Raw genomic sequence first — 26,231 nt, 5'->3', positions numbered from 1 at the left:
GATCGGCCACAAAGAAAGTCTATAAGATCAGTAGGAATAGTTCGCGGGTGGGTTCGCCGCCCCCGAAATTATCGGGGGAGGCGGAGTGCCCTTGCGACATCCCCCCAGGCGAGCAGCTTGAAATTCTGGGCGCGGGGCGGGTTCACCCCATCCTGCACCACCATCAGCCCGCCCGGAAAGCCGGGGCCGAAATCGCCGGTCGCGATCTCGATCCCGTCCGTCTCCTCGGTGCCGCCCACCTTGCCCGCCACGATGCGGAAGCGGCCGACATAGCTATCGTCGCTCAGACGATAGAGCGCATAGGCACTGTCGCCCTGGCTGGAGACCACCAGATAGCCGCCGTCGCGCGGGCCGCTGGCCGCGATGGCGAGCCCCTCCGCATCGGCCACGAGATGCACGCCGTCCGCCGCCGCGACGCGGATCGGCGCGGTCGATCCCGCAGCGCGCGCATCGAAGCGCCAGATGCCGACATCCTCTTCCGCCACATAAAGCTGATGCGTGCGTTCGTCCGTGACGCAGCCTTCGGATTGCGTGCCGAGCTTCATTTCGCGCACGATCCGGCCCTGCGCCGCGCCGCCGACGAGCGACAGTTCGATCTGCCGGATCGTGCCGTCCTTGATGATGTTGAAGGCGTGGAGCACAGCGCCCTCGCGATAGAGGCAGACGCCATAGGCCTCGCCCGCGCCGACATCGATCCGCGCGAGCGGCGTGAGCGTGGCGGTGGCGGGATCGAGGCGGAACAGGGCCAGCTTCGCATGCAGGGGATCGCCCCTGTCGCTGGCCGCCACGATGATGCCGGCAGCCCCCATGTCGCGCAGGTCGACATTGTTGACGCGGCCAGCATCGAGGAAGGATCGATCAGTGCCGTCCAGCCCATAAACGTGGAGGCCCGCCTGCTTGTCCGTCGCCACGATCAGGCTCGCGGCCGGATCGGCGGGATTGCGCCAGATTGCGGGATCGTCGGCCGCATCGGCATTGGCGGTGGCGACGGCTGCGGTTTCACCGCGCGCCTGCACCGTCACGACCGTTGCGGCCGCCGTCCTGGCGGCCGGCCCGGTGCCGGCCGTCGCACAGCCGGCCAGCGCCAGCGCCGCGAGGCCGGCCGAAAGCCCGGCCCGCATCAGAAGGTCACCCGCACGCCGCCGGTATAGCGGCGCCCGAAGCGCTCCCATTCGATCGTATAATCGGAGCTGCGCACATAGCGGCGGCCCGGCTGGTTCAGCAGGTTGGAGGCGTCGAAATAGACTTCGAAATGCGGCGTGACAGCATAGCGCATCGAGAAATCCATCTCGTCATCCGCTGCCCAATATTGATCGCCACCGTCGGCCGCAGCGCCGATCGCATCCAGCCACGCGGAGCGGCGCTGATAGTTGAGGCGCATCGAGAAGCCGTATTTCTCGTAATAGCCGCCGATATTGTAGACCGAGTTGGACGTGCCGGGCAGGCGCGTCTTGGTGCCGTCCGGCTTGGTGGCGCTGCTCTTGTTGAGCGTCAGGTTGGCCGAAATGCCGAAGCCGCCCATCCAGGATGGCAGGCCCAGCGCCTCGGTATAGGGCTCCAGCTGCTGCTGCACGACGAATTCGGCGCCGTAGAGATACCCCTTGCCGCCATTGGTGATCGTGCTGAGGATATATTGCGATCGATCGACCGTGCTGCTGTTCAGCACGTTGAGGCCGAAGGTGCGCGTATCGTCGAACAGCACGTCTTCCACGCGCTTGTAGAAGACGCCGACGCTGACGAAGCCCTGCGGGCGGACATACCATTCGAAATAGGCGTCGCCGCCATAAGCGCGCTCCGGCTTCGCTTCCGGATTGCCGCCCGATATGGTCATGTCGCTGTCATTGTAGGTGAAGTTCGGGCGCAGCTGATCGTAATCCGGGCGCGATGCGCCGGTGTTGAACGACAGCCGCAGCTTCTTCGTATCGTCCACGTTATAATTGAAGTGGAGGCTCGGATAGACGAGCGTCAGATCGTTCTTCACCTCGATCGGCGTGTTCGCGCCGTTGATGACGACGGTGGCCTTGCCGATATTCCTGATATGCTCGATGCGCGCGCCGCCGAGGATGCTGCCCCAGTCGAAGCGCGTCGTGGACATCACGTAGCCGGCGAAGACCTGCTCGCGCACATCATAATTGTTCGCGGTGAGCGGCAGATAATCCGCGATCGTATCCGCCAGCTCCACGTTGCGGCGCATCGCCGCCTTGTCGAAATAGCGGAACGTGTAGCCAAGCGGGATCTTGCCCTTGAAGGGCGTGTCGAGCGAGACGGGCAGGAAGGTGGTGGGAATGCCCACCGATGCCGCCTGCGCGCCCGTGATCGAAAGCTGGCGTTCGTCGGCCACCTTGGTGCGCTGGTCGAAACGGCCGCCCACCGTGATCGTGGTGTCGCCGCCGAACAGGTGCGTTTCGCGGCTCAGATCGAACTTGCCGGTATAGGCCTTGGTGATGTCGATCAGCTTGCTCGACGTGAGCGACGAGAGCGGGCGCGAGAAATCGTCGATGTTCGTGACGGCGGCGCCCGCCGAATAGCGGCCGCCGCTGGAAAGCGTGCGGAACAGCTGGACGCGGCCATATTGCGGATCGGAGAGATCATAGGTCACGGTCGGGCGCAGCGTGCGCGTCGAGGGGCTGTCGTAGCGTGCCTCGCCCACCACCGAGCGATCATCCTTCGATCGCGTGTAATTGGCGCGCCACGCCAGCTTCCAGCCGTCGCCGAAGCTGTGATCGCCGCCCAGCGTGTTGGTGAAGATCGTCTGGCGATAGGCGCGCAAAGTCGCGCGCTGGTTGATGTCGATCCCGTAGACGGTGCCCTTGGTCGGCGTGTTGCCGATGCACACGTCGGCATAGCCGCTGTTGGTGGGATTGGTGATGTTGGAAACGGTGCAGGCGGGCGAGGCGGGCACGTTCGCGTCGCTCTGGCGATCGTCCAGATCGAAGATGTAATTGTCGCGCGCCTCATCGTCGGTGAAGGCGGTGAAGATGGATTCGGCGAACAGGCGATTGTCGCCGTCCGGCTTCCAGTCGACCCGGCCCGAATAGGAATAGCTCTTGCGGGTGAGGCGATAGAGCTTGTTCTCGGTCTCGCGCGCCCAGATGCGGTCGGCATTGCCGGGCTGGCGATCCTGGCTCACCTGTTCCCAGTCGGTCTCGAAATTGTCGGTCACCATGTCGCGCCGGTAATAGGATCCGGAGGCGAGCACGCCGATTTCGCCGATGCCGGTGTTGAATCGGTCGGAAAGCACCAGCTGGCCTTCATATTCCTGGCGCTTGCCCAGCTCGACATAGCCGCCGCCCAGCTTCCCGGCGACGTGGAAGCCGTCATAATCGAAGGCGCTGCGCGTCTTGATGTCGATATTGCCCGCCACCGTCTCGCCCGTCATGTCGGGCGTCACCGCCTTGCGAACGATGATCTGCGAGGCGATCGCCGAAGGAATGCTGTCATAGCGCGTGTCGCGCCCTTCGGGGCTGACGATATTGATGCCGTCGATGGAAAGCGTCGTCCAGTTGATCGGCGCGCCACGCAGGCTGATGTAGCGCGCCTGCCCCTGATCGCGCTGCACGGCCACGCCCGGAAGGCGGCCGGCGGCCTGGGCGATATTCTGGTCGGGCAGGCGGCCCACGCCATCGGCGGCCGCGATGCTGACGAGCGAGTCCGAAGCCTTCTGCGCGGCGAGGCCGGCGGCCTCCGCCTCCGCGATCGGGCGCGATCCGGTGACGACGATTTCCTCGCCGCCGGCATCTGCGGCGGGCTCCGCGGCACGCGCGGGCGATGCGGCGAGAAGGATCAGGGCCGACGTGGAAAGAAGGGGCGCCGCGAAACGCGGGCGCCGCGAAAGAAAGGTCATGAAGCTGGTTTCCCCCGGTTGCCGGCTGGCCGGCTGGCGGGGTCCCCTTATCGGTGCGGGATGACAGATCGGAGACGGGACGGTTGCGGTTTTGCGCAGCAATCTTTTGTCGCGGCTCGCCGTTTCGGCCCGGCCGAAAGGATATGGGCCGAAGGCTTTCCTGTATCTCGACGATGGCTCCGAAACGATGTTACCAATATCGTCGACGCGCGATGATGGTTCTGGTCGATCGTTGCGTAATCACCTGGGGGCAGGCGCGGCATGACTATCGAGGCCGACGAATCCTACCATTTCGCCCCGCATGAACGGCCGGCTTTCCCCGGCTCTCCTTTCACGCCGAGCCATCCGCTCTCGCGGCGTGTCGGCTATGCGGGGGTCGCGCTGCTGGCCGGCATCGGGGCCACGTTCGGCAACGGGCTGGTGACGGTGAACGTCGCCAATCTCGGCGGCCCGATCGGTCTCTATGCGTTCGAGGTCAGCCTGCTGCCGGCCATCTATGTGGCGTTCAACGCCAGTGCGAACCTGATGCTGGTGAGGGGGCGGGCGCAGTTCGGCATTCCGGCCATCACGCAGGGGCTGCTCTGCGTCTATGCGCTGGCCGCGCTCGTGGAACTGATGATGCCGGGGCCGCTTTCGGCCATGCTGATCCGCGCGGTCTGCGGGATGACGGCGGCCGCATTGCTCACCTTCTCCATCTACAACTGGATGCAGGCCATGCCGCTGAAGGCGAGGCCGCTGGGCCTGATCCTGGCGATCGGCGCCTCGCAGCTTGGCCCGGCGCTGGCGCGGCTGGTGCCCGTCGATCTGCTCACGACGGAGGGGCTACAGGGTCTCGCGCTGATCGAACTCGGCATCGCGCTTGCCGTTCTCGCGGCGGCGATGGCGCTGCCCCTCCCGCCGAGCGAGCGGAGCAAGGCCTTTCAGCCGCTGGATTTCGTCACCTATCCGCTCGTGCTCGTCGGGATGCTGCTGCTCTGCACGGTCCTGTCCGAAGGGCGGCTGCTCTGGTGGACGGATACGCCCTGGCTGGGGGTGGCGCTGGCCGTGGCCGTGCTGCTGTTCTGCGCGGCAGGGCTGATGGAGCATCTGCGCGGCGAGCCGTTGCTCCGGCTGCGCTGGCTGGGAAGCTCCGGCATCCGGCGCTTCGCGATCGTGGCCCTGCTGGTGCGGCTGGCGCTTGCGGAGCAGACCTATGGCGCGGTCGGCCTGCTCACGTCGGGCGGGTTGAACAACGATCAGCTGCATCTCCTGTTCGGCCTCGTCGCGCTGGCGATGGTGGCGGGCACGATCGCCGCGATCGTGACCGTCACGGAAACGAGATTGCCGATTCAGGTGATGGTCGCGGCGCTCATCATCGCCGCCGGCTCCTGGCTGGACAGCAGCGGCACCAATCTCACGCGGCCGCCGCAGCTGTATCTCAGCCAGTCGCTGATCGCCTTCGGCACCACGCTCTTCATAGGGCCGGCGCTTCTCTATGGTTTTCTTCAGGTTCTTCGTCAGGGGGGTGATCATCTCGTGAGCTTCATCGTGCTGTTCGGGACCACGCAGAATCTCGGCGGCCTCGCGGGTTCCGCGCTGCTGGGGACCATCCAGGTGATCCGCACGCGCGCGCACGCGCTGGCCCTGTCCGAACATGTGCTGCCGATGGATCCGCAGGTGGCGCAGCGCATCCAGGGCGGTGCCGCGAGCCTGTCCGGCACGATCGTCGATCCGGGATTGCAGGCCGCGCAGGGCGGCGGGCTGCTTGGCCAGGCGATCACGCGTGAGGCAACGATCCTCGCCTATAACGATGTCTTCTGGTTCGTCACCGCGCTCGCGCTGGCGACAGCCGCCTATATCGCCCTCACCGGGCTCTTCGTCTGGTTTCGCGCGAAGCCAGACGTGGCCGGAGCGGCGGCATGACCGGCGCGACCACCACCGAAAATCCCCCGACACCGTCTCCGACACCGGCACCCGCATCCGCGCCGCCGCCGGGATGGCATCCGCACCGGCATCGCGGCATCGTATCCCTCGCGATCGTCGGGATCGGCATCGTCGCGATTCTCGTCCTTCTGCGCGCGTGGGATCTGCCGCCCTTCCGGGGGCGCATCGAGACGACCGACAATGCCTATGTGCGCGGGCGGACGACCGTGATCGCGCCGCAGGTAAGCGGCTATGTGGCCCAGGTGCTGGTGCGCGATTATGCGCAGGTGCGGAAGGGGCAGATCCTCGCCCGGATCGATGACTCGCTGTATCGGGCGCGAGTGGAGCAGGCGCGTGCCGATCTGGACGCACGCATCGCGGCCCTCGCCAACAATGCGCAGGCGCGCGCGGCGCGCGCCGCCGGGCTGCTGGGCCAGGAAGCCGGGATCGGCAGCGCGCAGGCGCAGCTCCGGCGCGCGCAGGCGGATATGGCGCGGGCGAGCGATCTCGTCGGCGATGGCTCCATCTCGATCCGCGAGCGCGATCAGACGCTCGCGGCGCTGCGCGCGGCCGAGGCGCAGCTGCGCCAGGCCAATGCCTCGAGCGAGATCGCCCGGCAGGACGTCCGCTCGGTGGATGTCGGGCGCGGCGGCCTCGTGGCGCAGGTGGAGGCCGCGCGCGCCGCGCTGCGGCTGGCCGAGATCAACCTTTCCTATTGCGTGATCCGCGCGCCGGAGGATGGGCAGCTGGGCGAGATCGGCGTGCGGCTCGGCCAATATGTCACGCTGGGCACCCAGCTCATGTCGCTGGTGCCGGGCGAGCGCTGGGTGATCGCCAATTACAAGGAAGCGCAGACGGCGCGGATGATGACCGGCGATCGCGCCAGCTTCACGGTGGATGCGCTGGGCGGCGCGCGCTTCACGGGCAGGATCGAGCGTATCTCGCCCGCCGCCGGATCGGAATTCGCGGTGCTGAAGCCGGATAATGCGACCGGCAATTTCGTGAAGGTGCCGCAGCGCATCGGCATCCGCATCTTCATCGATTCCGGCCAGCGCGGGGCGGAGCGGCTGCGGCCCGGAATGTCGGTGGAAACGCGGATCGATACGGGTGACAGGGAGTGAGGAGAAGCGCGGCGCTCGCCGGCTTCGTCGCGCTCGCGGCCTGCGCAGGGCCGCGCCCGGCCATCCCCCCGGCGGCAAGCCTCGCGCCGCCGCCGGCCTGGCGGGAGGGGGCGGCGGGCATGGCCGCGATCCGGGATGAATGGTGGAAGGCGTTCGGCGATCCGGCGCTGGATGCAATGGTGGCGCGCGCGATCGCCGGCAACAGCGATCTGGCGATCGCGGCGGGCCGCGTGGCGGAGGCGCGCGCCCAATATGGTATCGTCCGCTCCCAGCAATTGCCCAGCCTCGGCGCGGGGGCTGGCGGGCAGCGCGAGCGTTTCGTCAATCCCTTCGGCCAGCCGGCGGAGCAGACGGCCGGGCAGGCGCAGCTTCAGGCGGCCTATGAAGTCGATCTGTTCGGCCGGCTGGCGAGCGGCACGGCGGCGGCGCGCGCCGCGCTGCTGGCGAGCGAGGCCGCGCGGGAAACGGTGCGCCTCGCGATCATCTCCTCCGCGGTGAGCGGCTATATCCAGCTGCGGGCGCTGGATGCGCGGCTGGAGGTGCTGCGCCAGACGCTGGCAGCGCGCACGGATTCGCTCCGCATCGCGCGCCGGCGGGCCGAGGCCGGCTATGCCACCAATCTGGAATTGCGGCAGTCGGAGGCGGAGGCCCGCGCCACCGAGCAGCTGATCCCCACCACCGAGCTTGCGATCCGCCGGCAGGAGGATGCGCTGTCCCTGCTGCTGGGCGAAAGCCCGCGCGCGATCGAGCGCGGTGCCCCGCTCGATCGGCTCGCGCCGCCGCCGCCGCCCGAAAGCCTGCCCGCCGCGCTGCTGCGCCAGCGGCCCGATATCGCCCAGGCCGAACAGCAGATGATCGCGGCCGATCATTCGCTGGATGCGGCGCGCGCGGCCTTCATGCCGCAGGTGCAGCTTTCCGCGTCGGGCGGCTATGTCGCCTCCACGTTGCTCACCGATCCGATCGGTATCTTCTCGCTGGGTGGAAGCGTGCTCGCGCCCCTGTTCGCGGGCGGGAGGCTGCGGGCGCAGGCCGATGCGGCGGCGGCGCGGCGCGATCAGGCCGCGTTCGGCTATCAGCGCGCGGCGCTGGCCGCGTTCCGCGATGTGGAGGATGCGCTTGCCGCCGTCCGCCGCACGGCGGAGCAGGAGCAGGTGGTGGTGGCCCAGCGCGATGCCCTTTCCGGCGCTCTCAGGCTCGCCACGAACCGCTATCGCGCCGGCTATTCGCCCTATCTGGATCAGTTGGATGCCCAGCGCGGCCTGCTCGGCGCGGAGCTTGCGCTGGTGCAGGCCCATGCCGATCGCCTCTCGGCCTATGTCTCGCTCTGCCAGAGCCTGGGCGGGGGCTGGTCGGCGGAAAGGCTGGCCAGCCGTTGATGAGCGCCCGATCCGCTCCTAGCGTCCGCCGTGGGCCAGCATCAGATGCGCCACGCCGATCATGCCGGTCACGATGATCTGCACGCCAACGCACAGCAGCAGGAAGGCCACCAGCCGGGAAAAGACGCGCGCGCCGGACGGGCCGAGCAGGGCCACCACGCTGCCGGCGGAACGATAGCAAAGCCAGATCATCAGCGAGATGGTGATCGCCGCCAGGCTCATCCCGCCGAAGAACGAAAGCGTCCCGATCCCGCTCGACGGGCGCTGGGAGGAAAGGGCGATCGCCACCGCGATCGTGCCGGGGCCGGTGGTGAAGGGCATGGTAAGCGGGAAGAAGGCCACATCCTCCCCGGAATCGTGCGCCGGGGCGGCCGCGCTCGCCTTTCTTTCCTCGTGTGTACCCGGCTGCATCAGCAGCGCCCAGGCGCGGATCGCGACGACAAGGCCGCCGGCGATGCGCAGGGCCTCCAGGCTCACGCCGAAGAAATTCAGCACATAGCTGCCCAGCCAGAGCGAGACGAGCAGCACGATTGTGGAATAGAGCCCGATCCGCGCGGCCATGCGGTGGCGTTCGGCGATGGATCGGCCCTCCATCACCTCGTTGAAGATCAGGGCCGCGCCGATCGGATTGACGATCGAGAAGAGCGCCGGAAAGGCCAGCAGGAAGGCGCCGATCGCGCTTTCCACGGGCAGCGGGCTCAGATCCATGGGGCTCCTGTCTCGATCGGGGGCAGGCTTTCCGCGGAAATCCTTTCGCGACAGGGGTTACGCGGCCGCGCCCCGCCGCGCCAGTGGGGTTTTGGATCTAGCCGGCCATCGCTTTCCGCGCCGCGCGGACCAGCAGGAACAGCAGCGGCACCGCAATCACCAGCGCCAGCCCGAACAATGCGATCGATTTGATGTCGTGCAGCCACGGGCCGACCGCGCTGCCGAAGGCGAAGCCCGCCCAGGCGACGGCCGGCGCCCACAGGCAGGCCGCCAGAATGTTGAGCAGCACGAACTTGCGCGAGGGGATGGCGGATGTTCCGATCGCCACGGGGCTTACGGTGCGCAGCCCGTAGATGAAGCGGAAGGCGAGGATGAAGCTCGTCGGATAGCGCTCCAGCCAGCCGAGCGCGCGGGCGAAGGCGGGGCGCCGGGTGACGCGCCTCACCCAGCGATGGTCGCGAAACCGGCGCGCCAGCCAGAACCACAATTGATCGACCAGGCAGGAGCCGACCGCGGCCGCCGCGCAGACGCCCCAGATCGGCAGCAGCCCCTTCTGCGCGAGGATGCCGCCGGTGACGACCACGGCCTCCCCCTCGATCCCGGCGCCCGCGAGGATGGCGAGCAGCCCGTAACGGGCGACGAGGGCCTCAATCGCCAAGGCGCGGGATCATGTCGTGGTGCATGGCCATGCTTGTGGCGGAGCCGGGGTGCGGCGCCAAGAGGCCCGGCGAAATCGATCCTGCCATCGGGGGATGGAGGGATCGAAGCGCGGCCGGATGGCCGGCGGCGCTACAGCAGGATCTCGCGCCGCTCCGCCGCGCTGCGCAGGCCGGCCTCCATCACCTCCAGCACGGCGATGCCGGCGGAGGCGGGGACGGGATTGTCGCCCTCGCCCCGGATCGCGGCCGCCAGCGCGCGCCAGAACAGGCGATAGTCGCCCGGCTCGTTGGCAATGATCGTGGGATCCGGACCGTCCTCCGGCCGGGTCATCAGGCCCGGCCCCGGATCGATCCCCCAATCCTCGCCCGCCGGCGCCTGCCCCGCCACCGTCTTCGCCTCCTGAACGTCGGTGCCATATTTGATCCAGCTGCCGCGCGTGCCGTGCACGACGAAGCGCAGGCCGTGCGAGGCGACGAGCTTGCTGGCATGGAGGTGCACGCGCCGATCGGCATAGCGCAGCACCGCCTGGGCATAATCCACCCCCGGCCCGCCCGCGCGCAGCGTCGCCAGATCGGCGGTCACCGCCAGCGGCCGGCCGAACAGGAGGATCGCCTGATCGATCAGGTGCGGCCCCAGATCCTGCCACGGGCCGGCGGCGCGCGCTTCCTTCCAGCTGTCCGCCGGGCGGGGACGGAAGCGATCGAAGCGGCTTTCCATCTCGACGATCTCGCCCAGTTCGCCCTCCGCGATCAGGCGCCGGAGCGTCCGGAAATCGGCGTCCCAGCGGCGATTGTGGAAGACGGTGACGATCCGGCCTCGCGCCTCCCCCTCGGCGGCGATGCGGCGCGCATCGGCCAGCGTGGTGGCGAAAGGCTTGTCGATCAGGACATGGCGGCCCGATGCGAGCGCCGCCAGCGCATGTTCGGCATGCAGCTCATCGGGGCTGGCGACGATGACGAGATCGATATCGTCCCGGTCCAGCAGTGCCGCCACATCGGGCGCCACCGCGATATCCGGCAGATCGGCCCGCACCTTCGCGGCATCGCGCGAGACGATGGCGCGCAGCGCCATGCCCGGCGTGGCCGCCACATAAGGCGCATGGAAGGCGCGGCCCGCCAGGCCATATCCGATCAGGCCCACGCCGATCTGTCGCTGCATCGTCCCCTGTTCCATCCTGTCCCGATCCCCGCATCACCCGATAGCGCTCTGGACAGGCCACGGCAAAATCGCGGAGATGGCCGGAGCCCGGAGGCCCCATTTTATGCAGAAACGCTATGATCTCGTCGTCATCGGCAGCGGCCCTTCCGGCCGGCGCGGCGCGGTGCAGGCGGCCAAGCTCGGCAAATCGGTGCTCGTGGTGGAAAAGGGGCGGCGCGTCGGCGGCGTCTCCGTGCATACGGGCACCATCCCTTCCAAGACGATCCGGGAAACGGTGCTCAATCTTTCCGGCTGGCGCGAGCGCGGCTTTTACGGCCGCTCCTATCGCGTGAAGCAGGATATTTCGGTCGGCGATCTGATGGGCCGGCTCCACAAGACGCTGGAGCATGAGGTGGAGGTGCTGGAGCACCAGTTCCACCGCAACGGCGTGCAATGGGCGCACGGCACCGCGCGCTTCATCGATCCGCATGCGATCGAGATCGTGGGCGAGGATGGCGAATGCCGCCGCGCGGAGGCCGATTTCGTGCTGCTCGCCTGCGGCACGCGCCCCTTCCGCCCCGATTATGTGCCCTTTGACGGCCGGGATGTGCTGGACGGGGACGAGATACTCGACATCACCCAGCTGCCGCGCAGCCTCACCGTGATCGGCGCGGGCGTGATCGGCGTGGAATATGCGACGATCTTCTCCGCGCTGGACGTTGCCGTCACGCTCGTCGAGCCGCGCCAGTCCTTCCTCGATTTCATCGACAAGGAATTGATGGAGGAATTCGTCCACGAGCTGCGCGATCGCAATGTCGGCCTCAGGCTTGGTGCGGCGGTCAAGGAGATCTCCGTCGCGAACGGGCGCACGCAATGCCGGCTCGATAATGGCCGCTGCGTGGTGAGCGATATGCTGCTGTTCGCGGCCGGCCGCGTCGGCGCGGTGGACCGGCTGAATCTGGAGGCGGCGGGCCTTTCGGCCGATCATCGCGGGCGCCTCACCGTCGATTCCCGCACGATGCAGACGGGCCAGCCGCATATCTATGCCACGGGCGACGTGATCGGCTTTCCCAGCCTTGCCTCCACATCGATGGAACAGGGCCGGCTCGCCGCGCTGCACGCCTTCGGGCATGAGCCGCCGCCGCCGCCCGAATTCTTCCCCTACGGCATCTATTCGGTGCCGGAAATTTCGGTGGTGGGGATGAGCGAGGAAGAAGTGCAGCGGCGCGGCATCGCCTATGAAACGGGCATCGCCCGCTTCCGCGAAACATCACGCGGGCACATCATGGGGCTGGAAAGCGGCATGATGAAGATGCTCTTCTCGATCAAGACCCGCCGGCTGCTGGGCGTGCACATCATCGGGGAGGGCGCGACGGAACTGATCCATATCGGTCAGGCCGTGCTGAACCTCAAAGGCACGATCGACTATTTCATCCAGAATACCTTCAATTATCCAACGCTCGCGGAAGCCTACAAGATCGCCAGCCTCGATGCGTGGAACAAGCTTCAGGCGACGGTGGCGGGCGGCGGCATTCCCGCGCCGGTTGCGGGCGCGGGCTGAGGGCGTCGGGGCGGAGAGAGCGGAGCGGCTGCTTTTGGTGGGAAGCGGTTGTGGGACCAGCGAAGCTACATGCCGCCAGTGAACAGCATCATGTGCGGCATCATATATAGCGCTGCGCATATGGCGATTGCGGCCAAGGGTATGGCGCCGTGCTTCACTCGGTTCGCAACGACGGTCCCGAGCAGCAATATGCCGAGAACGACAAGAGGTTTCACCACATAATAGTGAAACTGCTCAGTCGTAGGGTATCCCACCACATGCTGGTCGATAACTCCGCGATACAGACCCCATCCGACGAGCAGGATTAACGCCCAAAGCGACCCCACGGCGGCGGCCAGGATGTTCGCGATACCCATCCACGATTTATGTCTGGCTTGCTCTAGGTCCGCAACTGGGGCGATAGACGCCGCTGCATCATGCTCGTCATCTCAGGGGCGGCTGGCGTCCTCGTCATCGATGCGAGGGGGAGCGGAGCGAGTGGGAAGACGCATAACGCGCTGAACCGGGCTTCTACCGCCCCGGCTCGAACACCGACCAGCCGGTGCGCTGCACCAGCCGCTCCAGCGCGAGCGCGCCGATCTGGCTGTTGCCGCGTTCGTTGAGGCCCGGGGACCAGACAGCGATGGAGGCGCGGCCCGGCGCTATGGCGAGGATGCCGCCGCCCACCCCCGATTTGCCGGCCAGGCCCACGCGATAGGCGAACTCGCCCGATCCGTCATAATGGCCGCACATCAGCATCAGCGCGTTGATGCGCCGCGCGCGCGCGGCCGACACCACCGATCGCCCCGTTGCCGGGTTGCGTCCGCCCAGCATCAGATAGCGGCCGGCGAGCGCCAGCTGGCGGCAGCTCATCGCGATCGCGCACTGGTGGAAATACACGCCCAGCGTCAGCTCCACGGGATGATGGAGATTGCCGAAGGCGCGCATGTAATTGGCGAGCGCCGCATTGCGGAAGCCGGTCTCCTGCTCCGCCTGCGCGACGCGTTCGTCCACGAAGATCGCGTCCTCGCCCGCCAGGGCGCGCGTGAAGCGCAATATCTCGCCCACGGCCTCGCGCGGGCGGTGCCCGGCGAGGATCATGTCGGAAACCACGATCGCGCCGGCATTGATGAAGGGATTGCGCGGGATGCCGCCTTCGGTTTCCAGCTGGACGATCGAGTTGAACGCGCTGCCCGAAGGCTCGCGGCCCACGCGCCGCCACAGCGCATCGCCCGCCTTGCCCAGCGCCAGCGTGAGCGCGAATACCTTGGACACGCTCTGGATCGAGAAGGCTTCCTCCGCGTCCCCGGCAAGGTGGCAGGCGCCGTCCGCCTCGATCACGGCCATGCCGAAGCGCGCGGGATCCACCTCCGCCAGCGGCGGGATATAATTGGCGACGCGGCCCCGATCCGTGATCGTCGCCATCTCCCCGGCAATGTCGCGGACGATCGCCCCGATTTCGCTCACGCTCCGCTCCGTTTCCCGTCGTTCTCCGGTGCGCGCGTCTGGCGCGGGCACGCGGCGGGGCCACGATGCGGCGATTGGCGCCGTGAAGCGAGGGCAAATGCGGGCGGCGTGGCCCGCATGTGCCATTTTTGCACCGATATTGCCGTGGCGATCAGGCGCCCCAAAAAAGCGACAAGTTTTTCTTTACAGTTTCGCAACAGCAGCATTACCTTGCCGCGCTGCAACAAGTCAGATGACCCGAAGATCGGGCGCTGAATAAAGTGATTGCCGGTGCGCGGGGGATTTGCGCGCGTCTGTCGTCAGTGAAGGGGGCAAAGATAATGGGAAACGTGCGTTCGGATCTCGTCGCGGTTGCTGCGGCGGCGCAGCATAAATCGCTCCGCAGGCCTCTGCTGGCGATGACGGCGGGGCTTCTCGCCTGTACCGCGATCACCGGATCGGCTTTCGCCCAGTCCAGTACATCCGATGCATCGGAGAAGGGCTCCGACGAAATCGTGATCAGCGGCTCGCTCAACGCGCTTCCGATCAAGGATGTCGGCACCGTCTTCGGCTTCGACAAAACGCTGGTCGAAACGCCGCGCTCGGCCTCTACTGTCTCCAAGGAGCAGATTGAGCGTTTCGGCGTCACGAGCATTTACGATCTCGTCGCACAGGCGCCCGGCACCTTCACCAATTCCTTCTTCGGTGTGGGCGGTTCGCTCGATATTCGCGGTACGCCGGGCGAAACCTATTTCCGCGGCATCCGCCGTCTCGACAATCCGGGCAATTATCCCACGCCGATCGGCGCTGCCGACCGGATCGATATCGTGCGCGGCCCCGCCTCGCCGCTCATGGGTCCGGCCAAGACCGGCGGCTATGTGAACTTCGTGCCGAAATCCGGCCGCGCGGCGAACGGCAGCTATCTTTCCGAGCCGAAGGCGGAGCTTTCCTACACGCGCAGCAGCTGGAACGGGAATATCCTGTCCGGCAATATCGTGGGGCCGGGCAAGATCGGCGGCCAGGAATTCGGCTATAGCCTCTATGGCGAACTGACCGATTCCGACAGCTATTACGACAATATCTTCACCCATCAGACGCTGCTGCAGGCCTCTTTCGATACCGATCTTTCCAGCTCGCTGCGCTTCGAGTTCGGCGGAATGTACGATAATTATCGTGGTACCCAGAATGGCGGTTGGAACCGCGTCACGCAGGATCTGATCGACAACGGCACCTACATCACCGGCAGCGCCAAGCCGCTGGATACCAATCGCGACGGCAAGATTTCGCAGAGCGAGATCAATGCGGTGGGTGGCCTAGGCACGTTCGGATCGGCGCTGTGCACCACCGTTCCCTTTTCCAATCCCTTCGCGAGCAGCCTGACGAACAGCTGCCTCACCACCGTCTATCCGCAACTGGGGCTGACCAATGTGGGCACGGCAAAGCTCAGCCGCCGCAAGACGCTGACCGGAACGGACGATTTCCTCAACAATGTCGGCACGACGGCCTATGCCGATTTCATCTGGGATGGCGGCAACGATCTCGAAATCAAGAACCAGTCCTTCTACGACGGTTATGATAACGATAACGAGAATGCCTATGGCTTCTCCCAGTTCGCCAATTCCTATGTGATCGAGAACAAGACGACCATCTCGAAGAAGTTCACCAACGAGCTTGGCAAATTCTCGATCCAGGTGTCGCCGTCCATCCGCTACACGAAATTCAAGCATGGCGACGATTTCGGCTATGAATATTTCGCGCGCGTCGATCTGACGCAGGGCTATGATCCGCAATCGATCCGCCTGCTCTCCACGCAGACGGACTCCAGCTATTCCAGCTATTTCAAGGGCCACTATACCGATGCGGCGCTGAGCGCGCTGGCCGATCTGGATTTCGCCTTCGGCCTCGATATCACGCTGGGGGCCCGTTACGACAATCTCCACGTCAAATCGACGGCTGTGCTTTCGAAGATGGATCCGAACCAGTTTTCGGTGAACATCAATCCGGCGCTCACCACCGCCGCCGATCTGGCGCGCGGCTATAATACGCAGACGGATACGCAGGGGGCCTGGTCCTGGTCCGCCAGCGCCAATTACAAGCTGCCCTTCGGCTTCACGCCCTATGGCACGATTTCGAAGCAGTCGGTGATCATCACCGGGCAGGGCGCCGAGGTGGATCCGTCCAACGTGTACGGCAATACCTGGGTCACCTCGTCGAAGCTGTACGAAGGCGGCCTGAAGGGCAGCTGGCTGGATAATCGCCTCTATGCCGCGCTCTCCTTCTACAAGCAGACGCGCACCGATTATTCGATCCAGTCGCTCACGGTGAACCAGGCGATCCGCACCACCGGCATCGAGGGCGAAGTGCGCTGGGCGGTGGACCGGCACCTGCTCGTCACGGGCGCCTATACGCACACGAAGGTCGTGAACCTCGCCTTCCTCAACGGTGGCGGCGCCTTCTTCTATTATTATGGCGCGGATTATCTCAAGTCGTTCGGCATCAATCCCGCGCTCATTCTGGGCGGCGCGCCGAGCGGCCTCGTGACGCTGACTGACAAGAGCATGGCGGAGCGCCCCGGCATTCCGCGCAATCTCTATTCGGGCACCGCCAGCTATTCGTTCGACAACGGCATCGCGCTCACCGCCAGCGCCAGCCACGTGCCGGCGGTCTGGGCCGATTATCCGCATACGGTGCGGCTGCCGGCCTATACGCTCGTCGATCTCGGCGTGTCCTATGGCACCGATCACTGGCTGTTCCAGCTCAACGTGAAGAATGCGCTCAACGAACGTTACTTCCGCGCCAATTTCGTCGAGCTTTATGGCTCGCAGAACGTGAAGCCCGAAGTTCCGCGCAGCTTCCAGGCGACGGTGAAGTACAAGTTCTGATAGCGTCGGAAGGGCGCCCGCGCGATGCGGGCGCCCTTTCTTGTCGGCGTTTGCCCGGGAAGGGCGTCGTCGGGTGGGAGCGGACGATGAAGGCGATGCGGGCGGCGGGTCGGGTTTTCGCCCTTGGGGCCGCCGCGCTCGCCACGGGCTTTGCATTTTCCCCGATCCACGCGGCCGAGCCCCCCGTGCCGCCGATGCCGGTAGTGCAGGGACGTATCGCGCCGAAGATCGTCGTCGTCGCCAATTTCGAGCCCGGCAAGGATATGGGCGACGAGCCCGGCGAGTTTCAGCTCTGGGCCGAACGCGAACATCTGGACGAGGAGATAGTGGTTCGCGGCGTGCTCCACCCGCTCCGCCGCAATGCAGGCGGCGTCTATGGCATCGTCTGGGGCGATGCTGGCACGATGGTGAGCGGCGTGGGCGAGCAATTGTCGGCCCTGCTGCTGGATCCGCGCTTCGATTTCAGCAGGACCTACTGGCTGTTCACGGGCATTTCCGGCGGCGATCCGAATCTCGCCCCGGTCGGCAGCGCGGCCTGGGCGCGCTGGGTGGTGCAGGGCGATACGCTGCGCGAGTTCGACGATCGCGAGGTGGCGAAGGATTGGCCCTACGGCCTCTTCGCGATCGGCGCGGACAGGCCGAACGCGCTGCCCGCCGATCCGAAGAGCTTCGCGGGCTATACCGATACGGGCAAGCTCTCGATGGTGCAGCCGCTCAACCAGGGCCTCGCCCGCTGGGCCTATGCGCGCACGAAGGACATCGCGATTCCCGATACGCCCGCGCTTCGGAAGCAGCGCGCGCTCTGGAAAGGTTATCCCAATGCGCAGAGGCCGCCCTTCGTGCTGATGGGCGAGACGCTGGGTTCGGTGCGCTACTGGCATGGTCCCGGCCGACTGAAATGGGCCGAGGACTGGGTGAAGCTCTGGACCGGCGGCAGGGGCGTGTTCGCCATGTCCAACATGGAAAGCCAGTCCATGGCCGGCGCGATGAACGTGGCGGCGAAGGCCGGCCTCGTCGATCTCGATCGCGTGATGGTGTTGCGCACGGCCAGCAACCAGACGATGCCACCGCCCGGCCACTCCGCTGTGGAAAGCGTGGGGGATGAGGGGCCGGGCCAGCGCGTCGCCTATGAGGCCAATTATCGGGTGGGCGCGCCCGTGGTGCACGAGATAGTCGATCACTGGGATCTCTATCGCGACCATATCCCCTCCGCGCCGGAGCAATGACGGGGCGGCTTTTCGCGTGGGCGGCGGCATTGCTGCTCCTGCTGCCGGGCACGGCCGCCCGGGCCGCGGACGGCGAGGAGCGCACCGCGCGCCTGTTCGACAGCATCGTGGGCGATCCGGCCCGTCTGCGCGTTTTCCTGAAGGCGATGCCCAAGGGCGGCGATCTCCACAACCACCTGTCCGGCGCGCCTTATGCGGAGGATTATCTGCGGTGGGCGGGCGAGCGTGGCTGGTGCATCGCGACGGCGACCTCCGCTCTCGTGCCGCCTCCCTGTGTCGGGGTGGCGCGCGTTCCGGCGGCGGGCCTCTCCAGTCGCGATGGCGCACTCTACCAGCGCATGATCGATGCGCTCTCGATGCGTGGCCATCTGGCCGGGGTGGGCGCGAACGACATGTCCGGCCATGATGCGATGTTCGGCAGCTTCGGGCGGTTCGGCGATTTTTCGGACGTGGTGTCGGGCGAGAGCCTGGTCGCCGTGCGCCGTATGGCCGCCGCCGATCGCGTCTCCTATCTGGAACTCATCTTCAATCCGCCCTCGGTGGATCGTTTCGCGGGCGAGACGCGCGATCCGGCGTGGCGGGCGGAGGATATGGCGGCCGCCCATGCGCGCATGAAGCCGATGCTCCCGGCGCTGCTGGCGAAGGCACGCGCCGAAGTGGATGGCGCGGAGGCCGATGCGCGCGCCGCGCTCCACTGCGGAGCGGCCGCCGATGCCGCCGCCTGCGCGATCGAGACGCGCTACATCGCCTATGGCGCACGCGTGCTGCCGCCCGCGCAATTGTTTCGCGAACTGGTGCTGATCTTCGCGATGGCGGCGGCCGATCCCCGCTTCGTCGCGATCAATCTCGTCGCGCCCGAGGATGATCCCGCCTCGCTGGAAAATTATGCGCTCACGATGCGGATGATTGGGTTCCTCGCGCCGCTCTATCCGGGCGTGCACCGCACGCTGCATGCGGGCGAGCTGGCGGCCGGGCTCGTGCCACCGGGGGCGCTTGCCGATCATGTCGGGCAGGCCGTGGCGATCGCGGGGGCGGAGCGGATCGGCCATGGCAGCGATATCGCGCACGAGGTGGATTCGATCGCCACGCTCGCCCGCATGGCGCGCGATCGGGTGGCGGTGGAAATCAATCTCGTCAGCAATGACGAGATACTCGGCCTTCGCGGCGGCGCGCATCCTTTGTCCCTCTATCGGGCCGCCGGCGTGCCCGTCGCGCTTTCCACCGATGATGAAGGTGTGCTGCGCACGGACATGACCGAACAATATGTGCGCGCCGCAGTCGAGCATCGGCTGGATTATGGCGCGCTCAAATCGGTGGCGCGGGATAGCCTCACCTATTCGTTCCTCCCCGGCGCGAGCCTGTGGCGGGAGGGCGCGGGGCGCGCGGTGGTGCCGGCCTGCGCCGATCTGGATGCGCCCGCCTGCGATGCGCTGGCCTCCGGCAGCCCGAAGGCGCGGATGCAGCGCGCGCTGGAACGGCAATTCCAGCGCTTCGAAAGCGGGATCGTCACGGCGCGATTCTGAACCGGCTCAGCGCCGGTTCAGGCAGGCGCGCGCATCAGGGCGCCATCGATATTGCAAGGACAGGATCATGCGCACCGCATTTTCGTTCATGCTCGCCGCCGCCCTGATCGCGGGTGGCGCGTCGGCCAGGCCGCCCAAGGCGACGCCGATCAATGCCAAGGGCGAGGCGGCACTGGCAAAGCTTCTGGAAGGCCGCGTCGCCGGCAAGCCGGTCAGCTGCATCAGCGCCATGAACAGCCAGTCGAGCCAGGTGATCGATGGCACGGCCGTCGTCTATCAGTCGACCGGACGGACCATCTACGTCAATCGCCCCCGCGTCGGCGCGGACCAGCTGGACAGCGACGACATATTGGTCACGCGTATCTGGGGCTCGCAGCTGTGCAGCCTCGATCAGGTTCGCCTGGTCGATCGTACCAGCCGCTTCCCGCGCGGCTTCGTCGGCCTCGGCGAATTCGTGCCCTATACGAAGGCCAAGAAGGGCTGAACCCGCTGCCCCGTCCGGGCATAAGGCTGCGATAAGAGGGCACATCGGAATCAGGGCGTGGCGGCCCTCCGCCCTGCCGTGAGCGCGTAGATGCCAAGGCCGATCGCATTCCAGATCAAGAAGTAGATTTCGGTCTTGGTCGGCAGGCTCAGGAACAGATAGAGGCAGCCGAGCACGCCGAAGCCGCCCACGAACCACGCCGCCGGCGTGCGGAACTTGCGCGGTGCATCCGGCGCGCGGCGGCGCATGACGAGCATGCAGACGCACACCGCGACGAAGGCGGCGAGCGTCCCGGCATTGGCGAGCGCCGCAATCTCGTCGAGCGGGAAGAGGCCGGCGATCGCGCCCACGATCACGGCGGTGAAGAGCGTGATGCGCACGGGCGTGCCCCGCCTAGAAACCTTTGCCAGCGACGAGGGCAGCAGCCGATCGCGCGCCATCACGAAGAAGATGCGCGACTGGCCGTAGAAAAAGGCGAGGATCACCGTCGGCAGCGCGATCACGGCCGATGCGGCGAGGAAGGTGGCGGCCTTCGGGCTGCCCAGCTCACGCAGGATCAGTGCCAGCGGCTCGGGGCTTTTGGCGAATCCGGTGAAAGGGATCGCGCCCACCGCCGCGCCCGCCACGCCCACATAGATCAGCACGCAGACGATCATCGATCCCACGATGCCGATCGGCAGGTCTCGCTCCGGCTTCTTCGCTTCCTCGGCGGCGGTGGCGATCGCATCGAAGCCGTAGAAAGCGAAGAAGATGATGGCGGCGGCGGCCATCACGCCGCGCTCCACGCCATCCGGCCCGGTTGATTTGGCGAAGCCGAAAGGCGCGAAGGGCTCCATGTGCGCGGCGTTGAAATGCGGGAGCGCCACCGCCACGAACACGGCGAGCGCCACGATCTTCACCAGCACGAGAACGGCGTTGAGCGTGGCGCTCTCGCGCGTGCCGAAGATCAGGAGCCCTGCCACCACGGCGATGATGAAGATGGCGGGCAGATTGATGAGGCCGCCCAGTTCCGGGCCCTGCATCAGGCTCATCGGAATGCCGAGCCCGGCCTTCAGCAGCGGCGCGGCATAGCCCGACCAGCCGACCGCCACCGCGCTCACGACGAGGCTATATTCGAGGATCAGGCTCCACCCGATTACCCACGCCACCAGTTCGCCGATCACCACATAGCTGTAGGTATAGGCGCTGCCGGAGGCGGGGATCATCGTGGCCATTTCGGCATAGGCCAGGGCCGCGCAGGCGCAGATCGCGCCCGCGATCGCGAAGGACAGGATCACGGCCGGGCCGGCCTTGTCCGCGCCCACGCCGATCAGCGTGAGGATGCCCGTGCCCACGATCGCGCCCACGCCGAGCGCGATCAGGTGCGGCCAGCTCAACGTGCGGGCCAGCCTGTGTTCGGCCGCATGCCCGCCCTCGGGTATGATCGCCTTGCGCCGGTTCCAGTTCGCCATGCGGCACTCCTTTGGAACGCAGCATAAACCTGGCCGTGCGGTTGGCTACCGTTTCCCGCCCGCCATGCCGGACGTGCCGCGGCAACCAACCGTATGGCCGACGACGATGCCGGCCCCGCTGCATCGCGGGGCTCGCCACAGGCCCGGAGCGAGGGGATGGAGAGGGTCAGCGCATCGCCACGTTGACTGGCGCGTCCGGGGTCTGCCAACCGCCACCCAGCGCTTTGAACAGATCCACCTGCGCGAGCGCCAGTGCCGCATCGGCCTGGGCCAGCGCGGCCTCCGTGTCGGCATAGGTGCGTTCGCCGTCCAGCACGGCGAGGAAATCGACCACGCCCTCGCGCTGGCGCGCGCGCGTGATCTTCACCGCCGTCGCCGCCTCGTCGCGGGCGCTCGCCAGTGCGCGGCGGCGATCGATCAGCCGGGCATAGTTGGAAAGCGCCGTGTCCGTTTCCTGGATCGCGCGCAGCACCGTACCGTCGAAGCTGGCGAGCGAAGCCTGGGTGTCGGCCTTGGCACCGGCGATGCGCGCGCGGGCGCCTTCCTGGTTGGGGAAGGTCCAGCTGATGAGCGGCCCCAGCAGCCAGCCGAACGGGCCGGCGCCGAAGATATTCGAAAAGCCGTTGCCGTTGGAGGTCACCGATCCGCCGAGCGAGATGCGGGGATAGAGTTCGGATGTGGCGATGCCGATCCGCGCCGTATCCGCCGCCAGCCGCCGCTCGGCCGCGCGCACGTCGGGCCGGCGGGCGAGGAGGGCGCCGCCGTCGCCGATGGGGATCGGCTGGGCGATCTGCGGCGGTGTGGTGCGCGTGGAGGCATCTGCGGGAAGCTGATCGGGCGTGCGGCCGGTCAGCGTCGCCAGCCGGAAGAGCGCGGCCTGCCGCTGCGCGATCAGCGGGGGTATCTCGGCGCGGCGTTGATCGCGCAGCGCGGCGAGGCGGGCCACGTCCAGCCGCTCGGCCCGGCCCGCCTGAAAGCGCTTGTCGGTCACCTCCAGGGACTTGTCGAGCAGGCCCAGCACCCGCTCGGCCACGGCCTGCTGCTGCGCGGTCGCCGCTGCCTCGACATAGGCGCTCGTCACATCGGCCACGATCGCGATGCGCACCGCCTGCGCGTCCGCCGCCGCAGCACCCACATCGCCGCGCGCCGCCTCGATCTCGCGCCGCACCCGGCCCGAAAGATCCAGTTCATAGGCCACGTTCAGGCCCAGGCTGACATTCCAGTCCTCCCGATCGGCACCGATCGGGCGGCGATTGCTGGAGAAGCGGCCATATTGCGGCTGGGCGCTGAGGCTCGTCTGCGGGAGCAGATCGTTGCGCGCCTCGCGCAGGCCGGCGCGGGCCTTGTCCAGCCGGGCCACGGCCACGCGCAGATCGGTGTTCGCCGCCAGCGCATCCGCAATCAGCCGATCCAGCACCGGATCCTGATAAAGCTGCCACCAGCGATCCGGCGTTTCCGCATCCGTCACCGGCGCGCCGGATGCGATCAGGGGGGCGTGATGGCTCGCGCTGGCCACCGGCGGCACATAATCCGGGCCGGCCGCGCAGGCGGCGAGCGCCAGCAGCGATATGGGGGCGAGAAGGGAAAGGGCTTTCATGTCTCTTGTCCTATTCGGCCGGCTGCAGGTGCAGCGGGGCCTCCGGCGTCTTCCGCGCGAAGCGATCGGCCAGCGCGCGGCAGACGACGTAGAAGGTGGGGGTGAAGAGCAGGCCGAAGCCGGTGACGCCGATCATTCCGAAGAACACCGCCGTTCCCAACGCCTGCCGCAATTCCGATCCCGCGCCCTTGGCGATCACCAGCGGCACCGCGCCGAGGATGAAGGCGAAGCTCGTCATCAGGATCGGGCGCAGGCGATCGCGCGCCGCGCGCACCGCCGCTTCCACGGGCGAGAGGCCATCCTGCTCTTCCGCCTGCTTGGCGAATTCCACCACGAGGATGGCGTTCTTCGCGGCCAGCGCGATCAGCACGACCAGCCCGATCTGGGTGAGGACATTATTGTCCATGCCGCGCAGGTTCACGCCGGCCATCGCCGCGAGCAGGCACATCGGCACGATCAGCACGATCGAGAGCGGCAGTGTCAGGCTCTCATATTGCGCCGCCAGCACGAGGAAGACGAACACCACCGCCATGCCGAACACGATGGCCGAGGAACTGCCCGCCAGCTTCTGCTGATAGGCGATGCCCGTCCATTCGTGGCCATAGCCGGTGCCCAGCTTCGCGTCGGCCAGCCTGTCCATCGTGTCGAGCGACTGGCCGGAGGAGAAGCCCGGCGCGGTATCGCCATCCACTTCCACCGATGGGAAGAGGTTGTAGCGCGTCACGCGATAGGGGCCGGCCTTGTCGATGAAGGTGGCGATCGATCCGATCGGCACCATCCCGCCCAGGTTCGATCGCGTCTTCAGGTTCGCGATATCCGCCGTCGTGTTGCGGAAGCGGGCATCGGCCTGTGCGGTCACATGATAGGTGCGGCCAAGCAGGTTGAAGTCGTTCACGAAGGACGAGCCGAGATACACTTGCAGCGCTTCGAACACGCGCTCCGGCGGCACGCCCAGCATATCCGCCTTGGCCCGATCGATATCCGCGAAGATGCGCGGCACGGTGGGATCGTAGAAAGTGTAGATCTGTTGCAGGCCCCTGGTCTGGTTGGCCTCGCCGATCAGGCCGAAGCTGACCTTGCCGAGATCGGCATAGCCGTGACTGCCCTGATCCTGCACCATCATGCGATAGCCGCCGGCCGAGCCGATGCCCTGGATGAGCGGCGGCGGCACGATCAGCAGGCGGGCCTCGTTGATGTCGGCGGTCGCCTTCTGCGCCTCGGCCATGATGCTGCCCAGCGTCACGCCCAGCTTCTTGCGCTCGTCGAACGAGAGGAGCGGCACGTAGGCGGCGGCCGAATTGGGCGCCAGCGTCTGCGAAGGGCCGTCAAAGCCCGCCAGCATCACCGAACCCTTCACGCCCTTCAGCGGCAGGATGCGCGCGGCCACCTTCTTCATCACCGCATCGGTGCGATCGATCGAGGAGCCGGGCGGCAACTGGATGACCGTGAGGAAATAGCCCTGATCCTGCGCGGGGATGAAGCCCACCGGCGTCGCATAGAAGATCGCCACCGTCGCCGCGATCAGCCCGCCATAGGCGGCCATCACGCGCTTCGGCTTGGTGACGAAGGCCAGGGTCAGCCGGCCATAGGCCTCGCTCAGGTGCTCGAAGCCGCGATTGAAGCGATCGCCGGCATTCGCCAGCAGCCGCTGCCAGCGCGGGCCATCCTCGTGCCGGTCATGCCGGCGCAGCAGGATCGCGGCCAGCGCGGGCGAGAGGGTGAGCGACAGGATCAGCGAGATGATCGTCGCGGTCGAGATCGTCACGGCGAACTGGCGATAGAAAGCGCCCGAAAGCCCGCTGAGGAAGAGCGTGGGGATGAACACCGCGCACAGCACCAGCACGATCGCGACGAGCGCGGCCGAAACCTCGTCCATCGAGGTGCGCGCCGCCTCCAGCGGGGAAAGCCCCCGCTCCAGATTGCGCTCCACATTCTCGACCACCACGATCGCGTCATCCACGACGATGCCGATCGCCAGCACCAGGCCGAACAGCGAAAGGTTGTTCAGCGAATAGCCCACCGCCGCGAGCATCGTGAACGTGCCGATCAGCGAGACGGGAATGGCCACGATCGGGATGATCGCCGCGCGCCATTTCTGGAGGAATACCAGGATGACGAGCACGACGAGCACCATCGCCTCGATCAGCGTATGCTTCACCGCATCGATCGATTCCGCGATGAATTCGGTGGGATTGTAGATGACGCTGTAGGCGAGGCCCTTGGGGAACCTGCCCTTCATCTCCTCCATCGCGGCGGAGACGCCCTGCGCGGCGGCCAGCGCGTTCGATCCCGGCCGCTGGAAGACGGCGACGATCACGGTCGGCTTGCCGGAAAGGTAGGTGTTGCTGCCATAATCCTGCGCGCCCAGTTCCACGCGGGCGACATCGCTCACGCGCACCTGGCGGCCGTCCGGATCGGTGCGGATCACCACGTCGGCGAATTGCTTGGGATCGGTCAGGCGACCCTGCGTCTCCACGTTGAGCTGGAAGGCGCTCTTCTGGGCATAAGGGGGCTGGCCGAGCGTGCCGGCGGCGACCTGCACATTCTGCGCGCGCAGCGCGGCCACGATCTCACCCGCCGTCAGATCGAGTGCCGCGGCGCGGCCCGGATCGATCCAGACGCGCATGGAATAATCGCGGCTGCCGAACAGCTGCACGTCGCCCACGCCATCGATGCGGGCGAGGCGGTCGCGCACCTGCGACAGGGCATAGTTGGAGATGTAGCCACGATCGAGGCTGTCATCGGGCGACACCAGATTGACGACCATCAGGAAGTCCGGCGAGGTCTTCTTGGTGACGACGCCCAGGCGCTGCACCTCCTCGGGCAGGCGCGGCACGGCGATGGCGACGCGATTCTGGACGAGCACCTGCGCGGCATCCAGATTCGTGCCGATCTTGAACGTCACCGTGATCGTCAGCTTGCCGTCGGCCGTCGACTGGCTCGACTGATAGAGCATGTTGTCGACGCCGTTGATTTCCTGCTCGATCGGCGTCGCCACCGTCTCCGCGACGGTTTCGGCCGACGCGCCCGGATATTGCGCCGTGACCGTCACGGTCGGCGGCACGATGTCCGGATATTGCGAGATGGGCAGCGCGAAATAGGCGATCGCGCCGACGATCGTGATGATGACCGCGATCACCGCGGCGAAGATCGGCCGCGTGATGAAGAAGCGCGAGAAGCGCATGATGTGTCTCCGCAATGGAGGAGCAGCCAAACGGGCTGCTGCGCATTCGATCCGTTCGTGCCGAGCGCGGCCGAAACACCGGCTTCAGGCGTCTCGCCTTGTGGCGGTTCCTTCGACTTCGCTCAGGACGAACGGGGCATATGATCGGGC

18 protein-coding genes are annotated in these 26,231 nt (G+C 66.9%); 8 read left to right on the top strand and 10 right to left on the bottom strand.

Annotated elements, in window-relative coordinates; translation table 11 throughout:
* Positions 1 to 68: 68 nt before the first annotated feature.
* Positions 69 to 1,121, bottom strand: a complete 1,053-nt coding sequence (locus DI605_RS06335) for a phytase (RefSeq protein ID WP_293970740.1) — start codon at positions 1,119 to 1,121, stop codon at positions 69 to 71.
* Positions 1,121 to 3,844: a TonB-dependent receptor gene (locus tag DI605_RS06330; protein ID WP_293970736.1), complete on the bottom strand. Its 2,724-nt coding sequence runs from the start codon at positions 3,842 to 3,844 to the stop codon at positions 1,121 to 1,123. Before DI605_RS06330 ends, DI605_RS06335 begins: the two co-directional genes overlap by 1 nt.
* A gap of 261 nt (positions 3,845 to 4,105) precedes the next feature.
* Here DI605_RS06330 and DI605_RS06325 point away from each other — a divergent pair, with 261 nt between their 5' ends.
* The 3 genes from DI605_RS06325 to DI605_RS06315 are packed head-to-tail and all read left to right on the top strand — an operon-like array spanning position 4,106 to position 8,243.
* On the top strand, positions 4,106 to 5,746 hold the full coding sequence (locus tag DI605_RS06325; RefSeq protein WP_293970733.1) for an MFS transporter: 1,641 nt from the start codon (positions 4,106 to 4,108) through the stop codon (positions 5,744 to 5,746).
* A complete protein-coding gene (locus DI605_RS06320) occupies positions 5,743 to 6,867 on the top strand; it encodes an HlyD family secretion protein (RefSeq protein ID WP_293970730.1) in 1,125 nt (374 codons plus the stop codon). Before DI605_RS06325 ends, DI605_RS06320 begins: the two co-directional genes overlap by 4 nt.
* A complete protein-coding gene (locus DI605_RS06315) occupies positions 6,864 to 8,243 on the top strand; it encodes an efflux transporter outer membrane subunit (protein ID WP_293970727.1) in 1,380 nt (459 codons plus the stop codon). The genes DI605_RS06320 and DI605_RS06315 overlap by 4 nt, the downstream gene beginning before the upstream one ends.
* 18 nt (positions 8,244 to 8,261) lie before the next feature.
* On the opposite strand, the gene DI605_RS06310 is transcribed toward DI605_RS06315, so the two are convergent.
* The 3 genes from DI605_RS06310 to DI605_RS06300 all read right to left on the bottom strand — a co-directional run bounded on the left by DI605_RS06310 (position 8,262) and on the right by DI605_RS06300 (position 10,769).
* Positions 8,262 to 8,951 (bottom strand): MarC family protein, encoded by a 690-nt coding sequence (locus DI605_RS06310; RefSeq protein WP_293970724.1) that lies wholly within the window; start codon positions 8,949 to 8,951, stop codon positions 8,262 to 8,264.
* Positions 8,952 to 9,048: 97 nt separating this feature from the next.
* Positions 9,049 to 9,609 carry a DedA family protein gene (locus tag DI605_RS06305; protein ID WP_293970719.1) on the bottom strand — a complete coding sequence of 187 codons (561 nt, stop codon included), beginning with the start codon at positions 9,607 to 9,609 and terminating at the stop codon, positions 9,049 to 9,051.
* Between the two features lie 131 nt (positions 9,610 to 9,740).
* Positions 9,741 to 10,769 (bottom strand): oxidoreductase, encoded by a 1,029-nt coding sequence (locus DI605_RS06300; protein ID WP_293970716.1) that lies wholly within the window; start codon positions 10,767 to 10,769, stop codon positions 9,741 to 9,743.
* 103 nt (positions 10,770 to 10,872) lie between these two features.
* Here DI605_RS06300 and sthA point away from each other — a divergent pair, with 103 nt between their 5' ends.
* Positions 10,873 to 12,309: a Si-specific NAD(P)(+) transhydrogenase gene (sthA, locus tag DI605_RS06295; protein ID WP_293970713.1), complete on the top strand. Its 1,437-nt coding sequence runs from the start codon at positions 10,873 to 10,875 to the stop codon at positions 12,307 to 12,309.
* A gap of 65 nt (positions 12,310 to 12,374) precedes the next feature.
* Here the strand turns inward: sthA and DI605_RS06290 are convergent, their stop codons facing one another.
* Together DI605_RS06290 and DI605_RS06285 are read right to left on the bottom strand one after the other, a co-directional pair.
* A complete protein-coding gene (locus DI605_RS06290; protein ID WP_293970710.1) occupies positions 12,375 to 12,665 on the bottom strand; it encodes a hypothetical protein in 291 nt (96 codons plus the stop codon).
* Between the two features lie 154 nt (positions 12,666 to 12,819).
* Entirely contained in the window at positions 12,820 to 13,755 is a 936-nt protein-coding gene (locus DI605_RS06285; RefSeq protein WP_293970707.1) for a glutaminase, read from the bottom strand.
* 320 nt (positions 13,756 to 14,075) lie between these two features.
* On the opposite strand from DI605_RS06285, the gene DI605_RS06280 reads away from it, so the two are divergent.
* The 4 genes from DI605_RS06280 (at position 14,076) to DI605_RS06265 (ending at position 19,849) form a co-directional block, all read left to right on the top strand.
* Complete coding sequence (locus DI605_RS06280) at positions 14,076 to 16,616, top strand: TonB-dependent siderophore receptor (protein ID WP_293970704.1); 2,541 nt, start codon at positions 14,076 to 14,078, stop codon at positions 16,614 to 16,616.
* A gap of 86 nt (positions 16,617 to 16,702) precedes the next feature.
* Positions 16,703 to 17,842 carry a purine nucleoside permease gene (locus DI605_RS06275; protein WP_293970701.1) on the top strand — a complete coding sequence of 380 codons (1,140 nt, stop codon included), beginning with the start codon at positions 16,703 to 16,705 and terminating at the stop codon, positions 17,840 to 17,842.
* A complete protein-coding gene (locus DI605_RS06270; RefSeq protein ID WP_293970698.1) occupies positions 17,839 to 19,365 on the top strand; it encodes an adenosine deaminase in 1,527 nt (508 codons plus the stop codon). The genes DI605_RS06275 and DI605_RS06270 overlap by 4 nt, the downstream gene beginning before the upstream one ends.
* A gap of 67 nt (positions 19,366 to 19,432) precedes the next feature.
* Entirely contained in the window at positions 19,433 to 19,849 is a 417-nt protein-coding gene (locus DI605_RS06265; protein ID WP_293970696.1) for a hypothetical protein, read from the top strand.
* Between the two features lie 50 nt (positions 19,850 to 19,899).
* Here the strand turns inward: DI605_RS06265 and DI605_RS06260 are convergent, their stop codons facing one another.
* The 3 genes from DI605_RS06260 to DI605_RS06250 form a co-directional block, all read right to left on the bottom strand.
* On the bottom strand, positions 19,900 to 21,300 hold the full coding sequence (locus DI605_RS06260; RefSeq protein WP_293970693.1) for an amino acid permease: 1,401 nt from the start codon (positions 21,298 to 21,300) through the stop codon (positions 19,900 to 19,902).
* Between the two features lie 166 nt (positions 21,301 to 21,466).
* Positions 21,467 to 22,897 (bottom strand): efflux transporter outer membrane subunit, encoded by a 1,431-nt coding sequence (locus DI605_RS06255; protein ID WP_293970689.1) that lies wholly within the window; start codon positions 22,895 to 22,897, stop codon positions 21,467 to 21,469.
* Between the two features lie 10 nt (positions 22,898 to 22,907).
* Positions 22,908 to 26,081, bottom strand: a complete 3,174-nt coding sequence (locus DI605_RS06250) for an efflux RND transporter permease subunit (protein ID WP_293970687.1) — start codon at positions 26,079 to 26,081, stop codon at positions 22,908 to 22,910.
* Positions 26,082 to 26,231: the final 150 nt, after the last annotated feature.

It is taken from the genome of Sphingomonas sp. (genome assembly GCF_003248515.1).
Classification (GTDB): domain Bacteria; phylum Pseudomonadota; class Alphaproteobacteria; order Sphingomonadales; family Sphingomonadaceae; genus Sphingomonas_I.
The sequence above is the reverse complement of the archived record's forward strand: the minus strand, read 5'-3'. Positions and strand labels throughout refer to the sequence as shown.

Bases quoted from the DNA above. Each gene is read 5' to 3' on its own strand.
- DI605_RS06320 (WP_293970730.1), top strand. From the start codon at position 5,743: ATGACCGGCGCGACCACCACCGAAAATCCCCCGACACCGTCTCCGACA.
- DI605_RS06265 (WP_293970696.1), top strand. From the start codon at position 19,433: ATGCGCACCGCATTTTCGTTCATGCTCGCCGCCGCCCTGATCGCGGGT.
- DI605_RS06325 (WP_293970733.1), top strand. From the start codon at position 4,106: ATGACTATCGAGGCCGACGAATCCTACCATTTCGCCCCGCATGAACGG.
- DI605_RS06255 (WP_293970689.1), bottom strand. From the start codon at position 22,897: ATGAAAGCCCTTTCCCTTCTCGCCCCCATATCGCTGCTGGCGCTCGCC.
- sthA (WP_293970713.1), top strand. From the start codon at position 10,873: ATGCAGAAACGCTATGATCTCGTCGTCATCGGCAGCGGCCCTTCCGGC.
- DI605_RS06275 (WP_293970701.1), top strand. From the start codon at position 16,703: ATGAAGGCGATGCGGGCGGCGGGTCGGGTTTTCGCCCTTGGGGCCGCC.
- DI605_RS06310 (WP_293970724.1), bottom strand. From the start codon at position 8,951: ATGGATCTGAGCCCGCTGCCCGTGGAAAGCGCGATCGGCGCCTTCCTG.
- DI605_RS06335 (WP_293970740.1), bottom strand. From the start codon at position 1,121: ATGCGGGCCGGGCTTTCGGCCGGCCTCGCGGCGCTGGCGCTGGCCGGC.
- DI605_RS06260 (WP_293970693.1), bottom strand. From the start codon at position 21,300: ATGGCGAACTGGAACCGGCGCAAGGCGATCATACCCGAGGGCGGGCAT.
- DI605_RS06330 (WP_293970736.1), bottom strand. From the start codon at position 3,844: ATGACCTTTCTTTCGCGGCGCCCGCGTTTCGCGGCGCCCCTTCTTTCC.
- DI605_RS06290 (WP_293970710.1), bottom strand. From the start codon at position 12,665: ATGGGTATCGCGAACATCCTGGCCGCCGCCGTGGGGTCGCTTTGGGCG.
- DI605_RS06300 (WP_293970716.1), bottom strand. From the start codon at position 10,769: ATGCAGCGACAGATCGGCGTGGGCCTGATCGGATATGGCCTGGCGGGC.
- DI605_RS06280 (WP_293970704.1), top strand. From the start codon at position 14,076: ATGGGAAACGTGCGTTCGGATCTCGTCGCGGTTGCTGCGGCGGCGCAG.
- DI605_RS06270 (WP_293970698.1), top strand. From the start codon at position 17,839: ATGACGGGGCGGCTTTTCGCGTGGGCGGCGGCATTGCTGCTCCTGCTG.
- DI605_RS06250 (WP_293970687.1), bottom strand. From the start codon at position 26,081: ATGCGCTTCTCGCGCTTCTTCATCACGCGGCCGATCTTCGCCGCGGTG.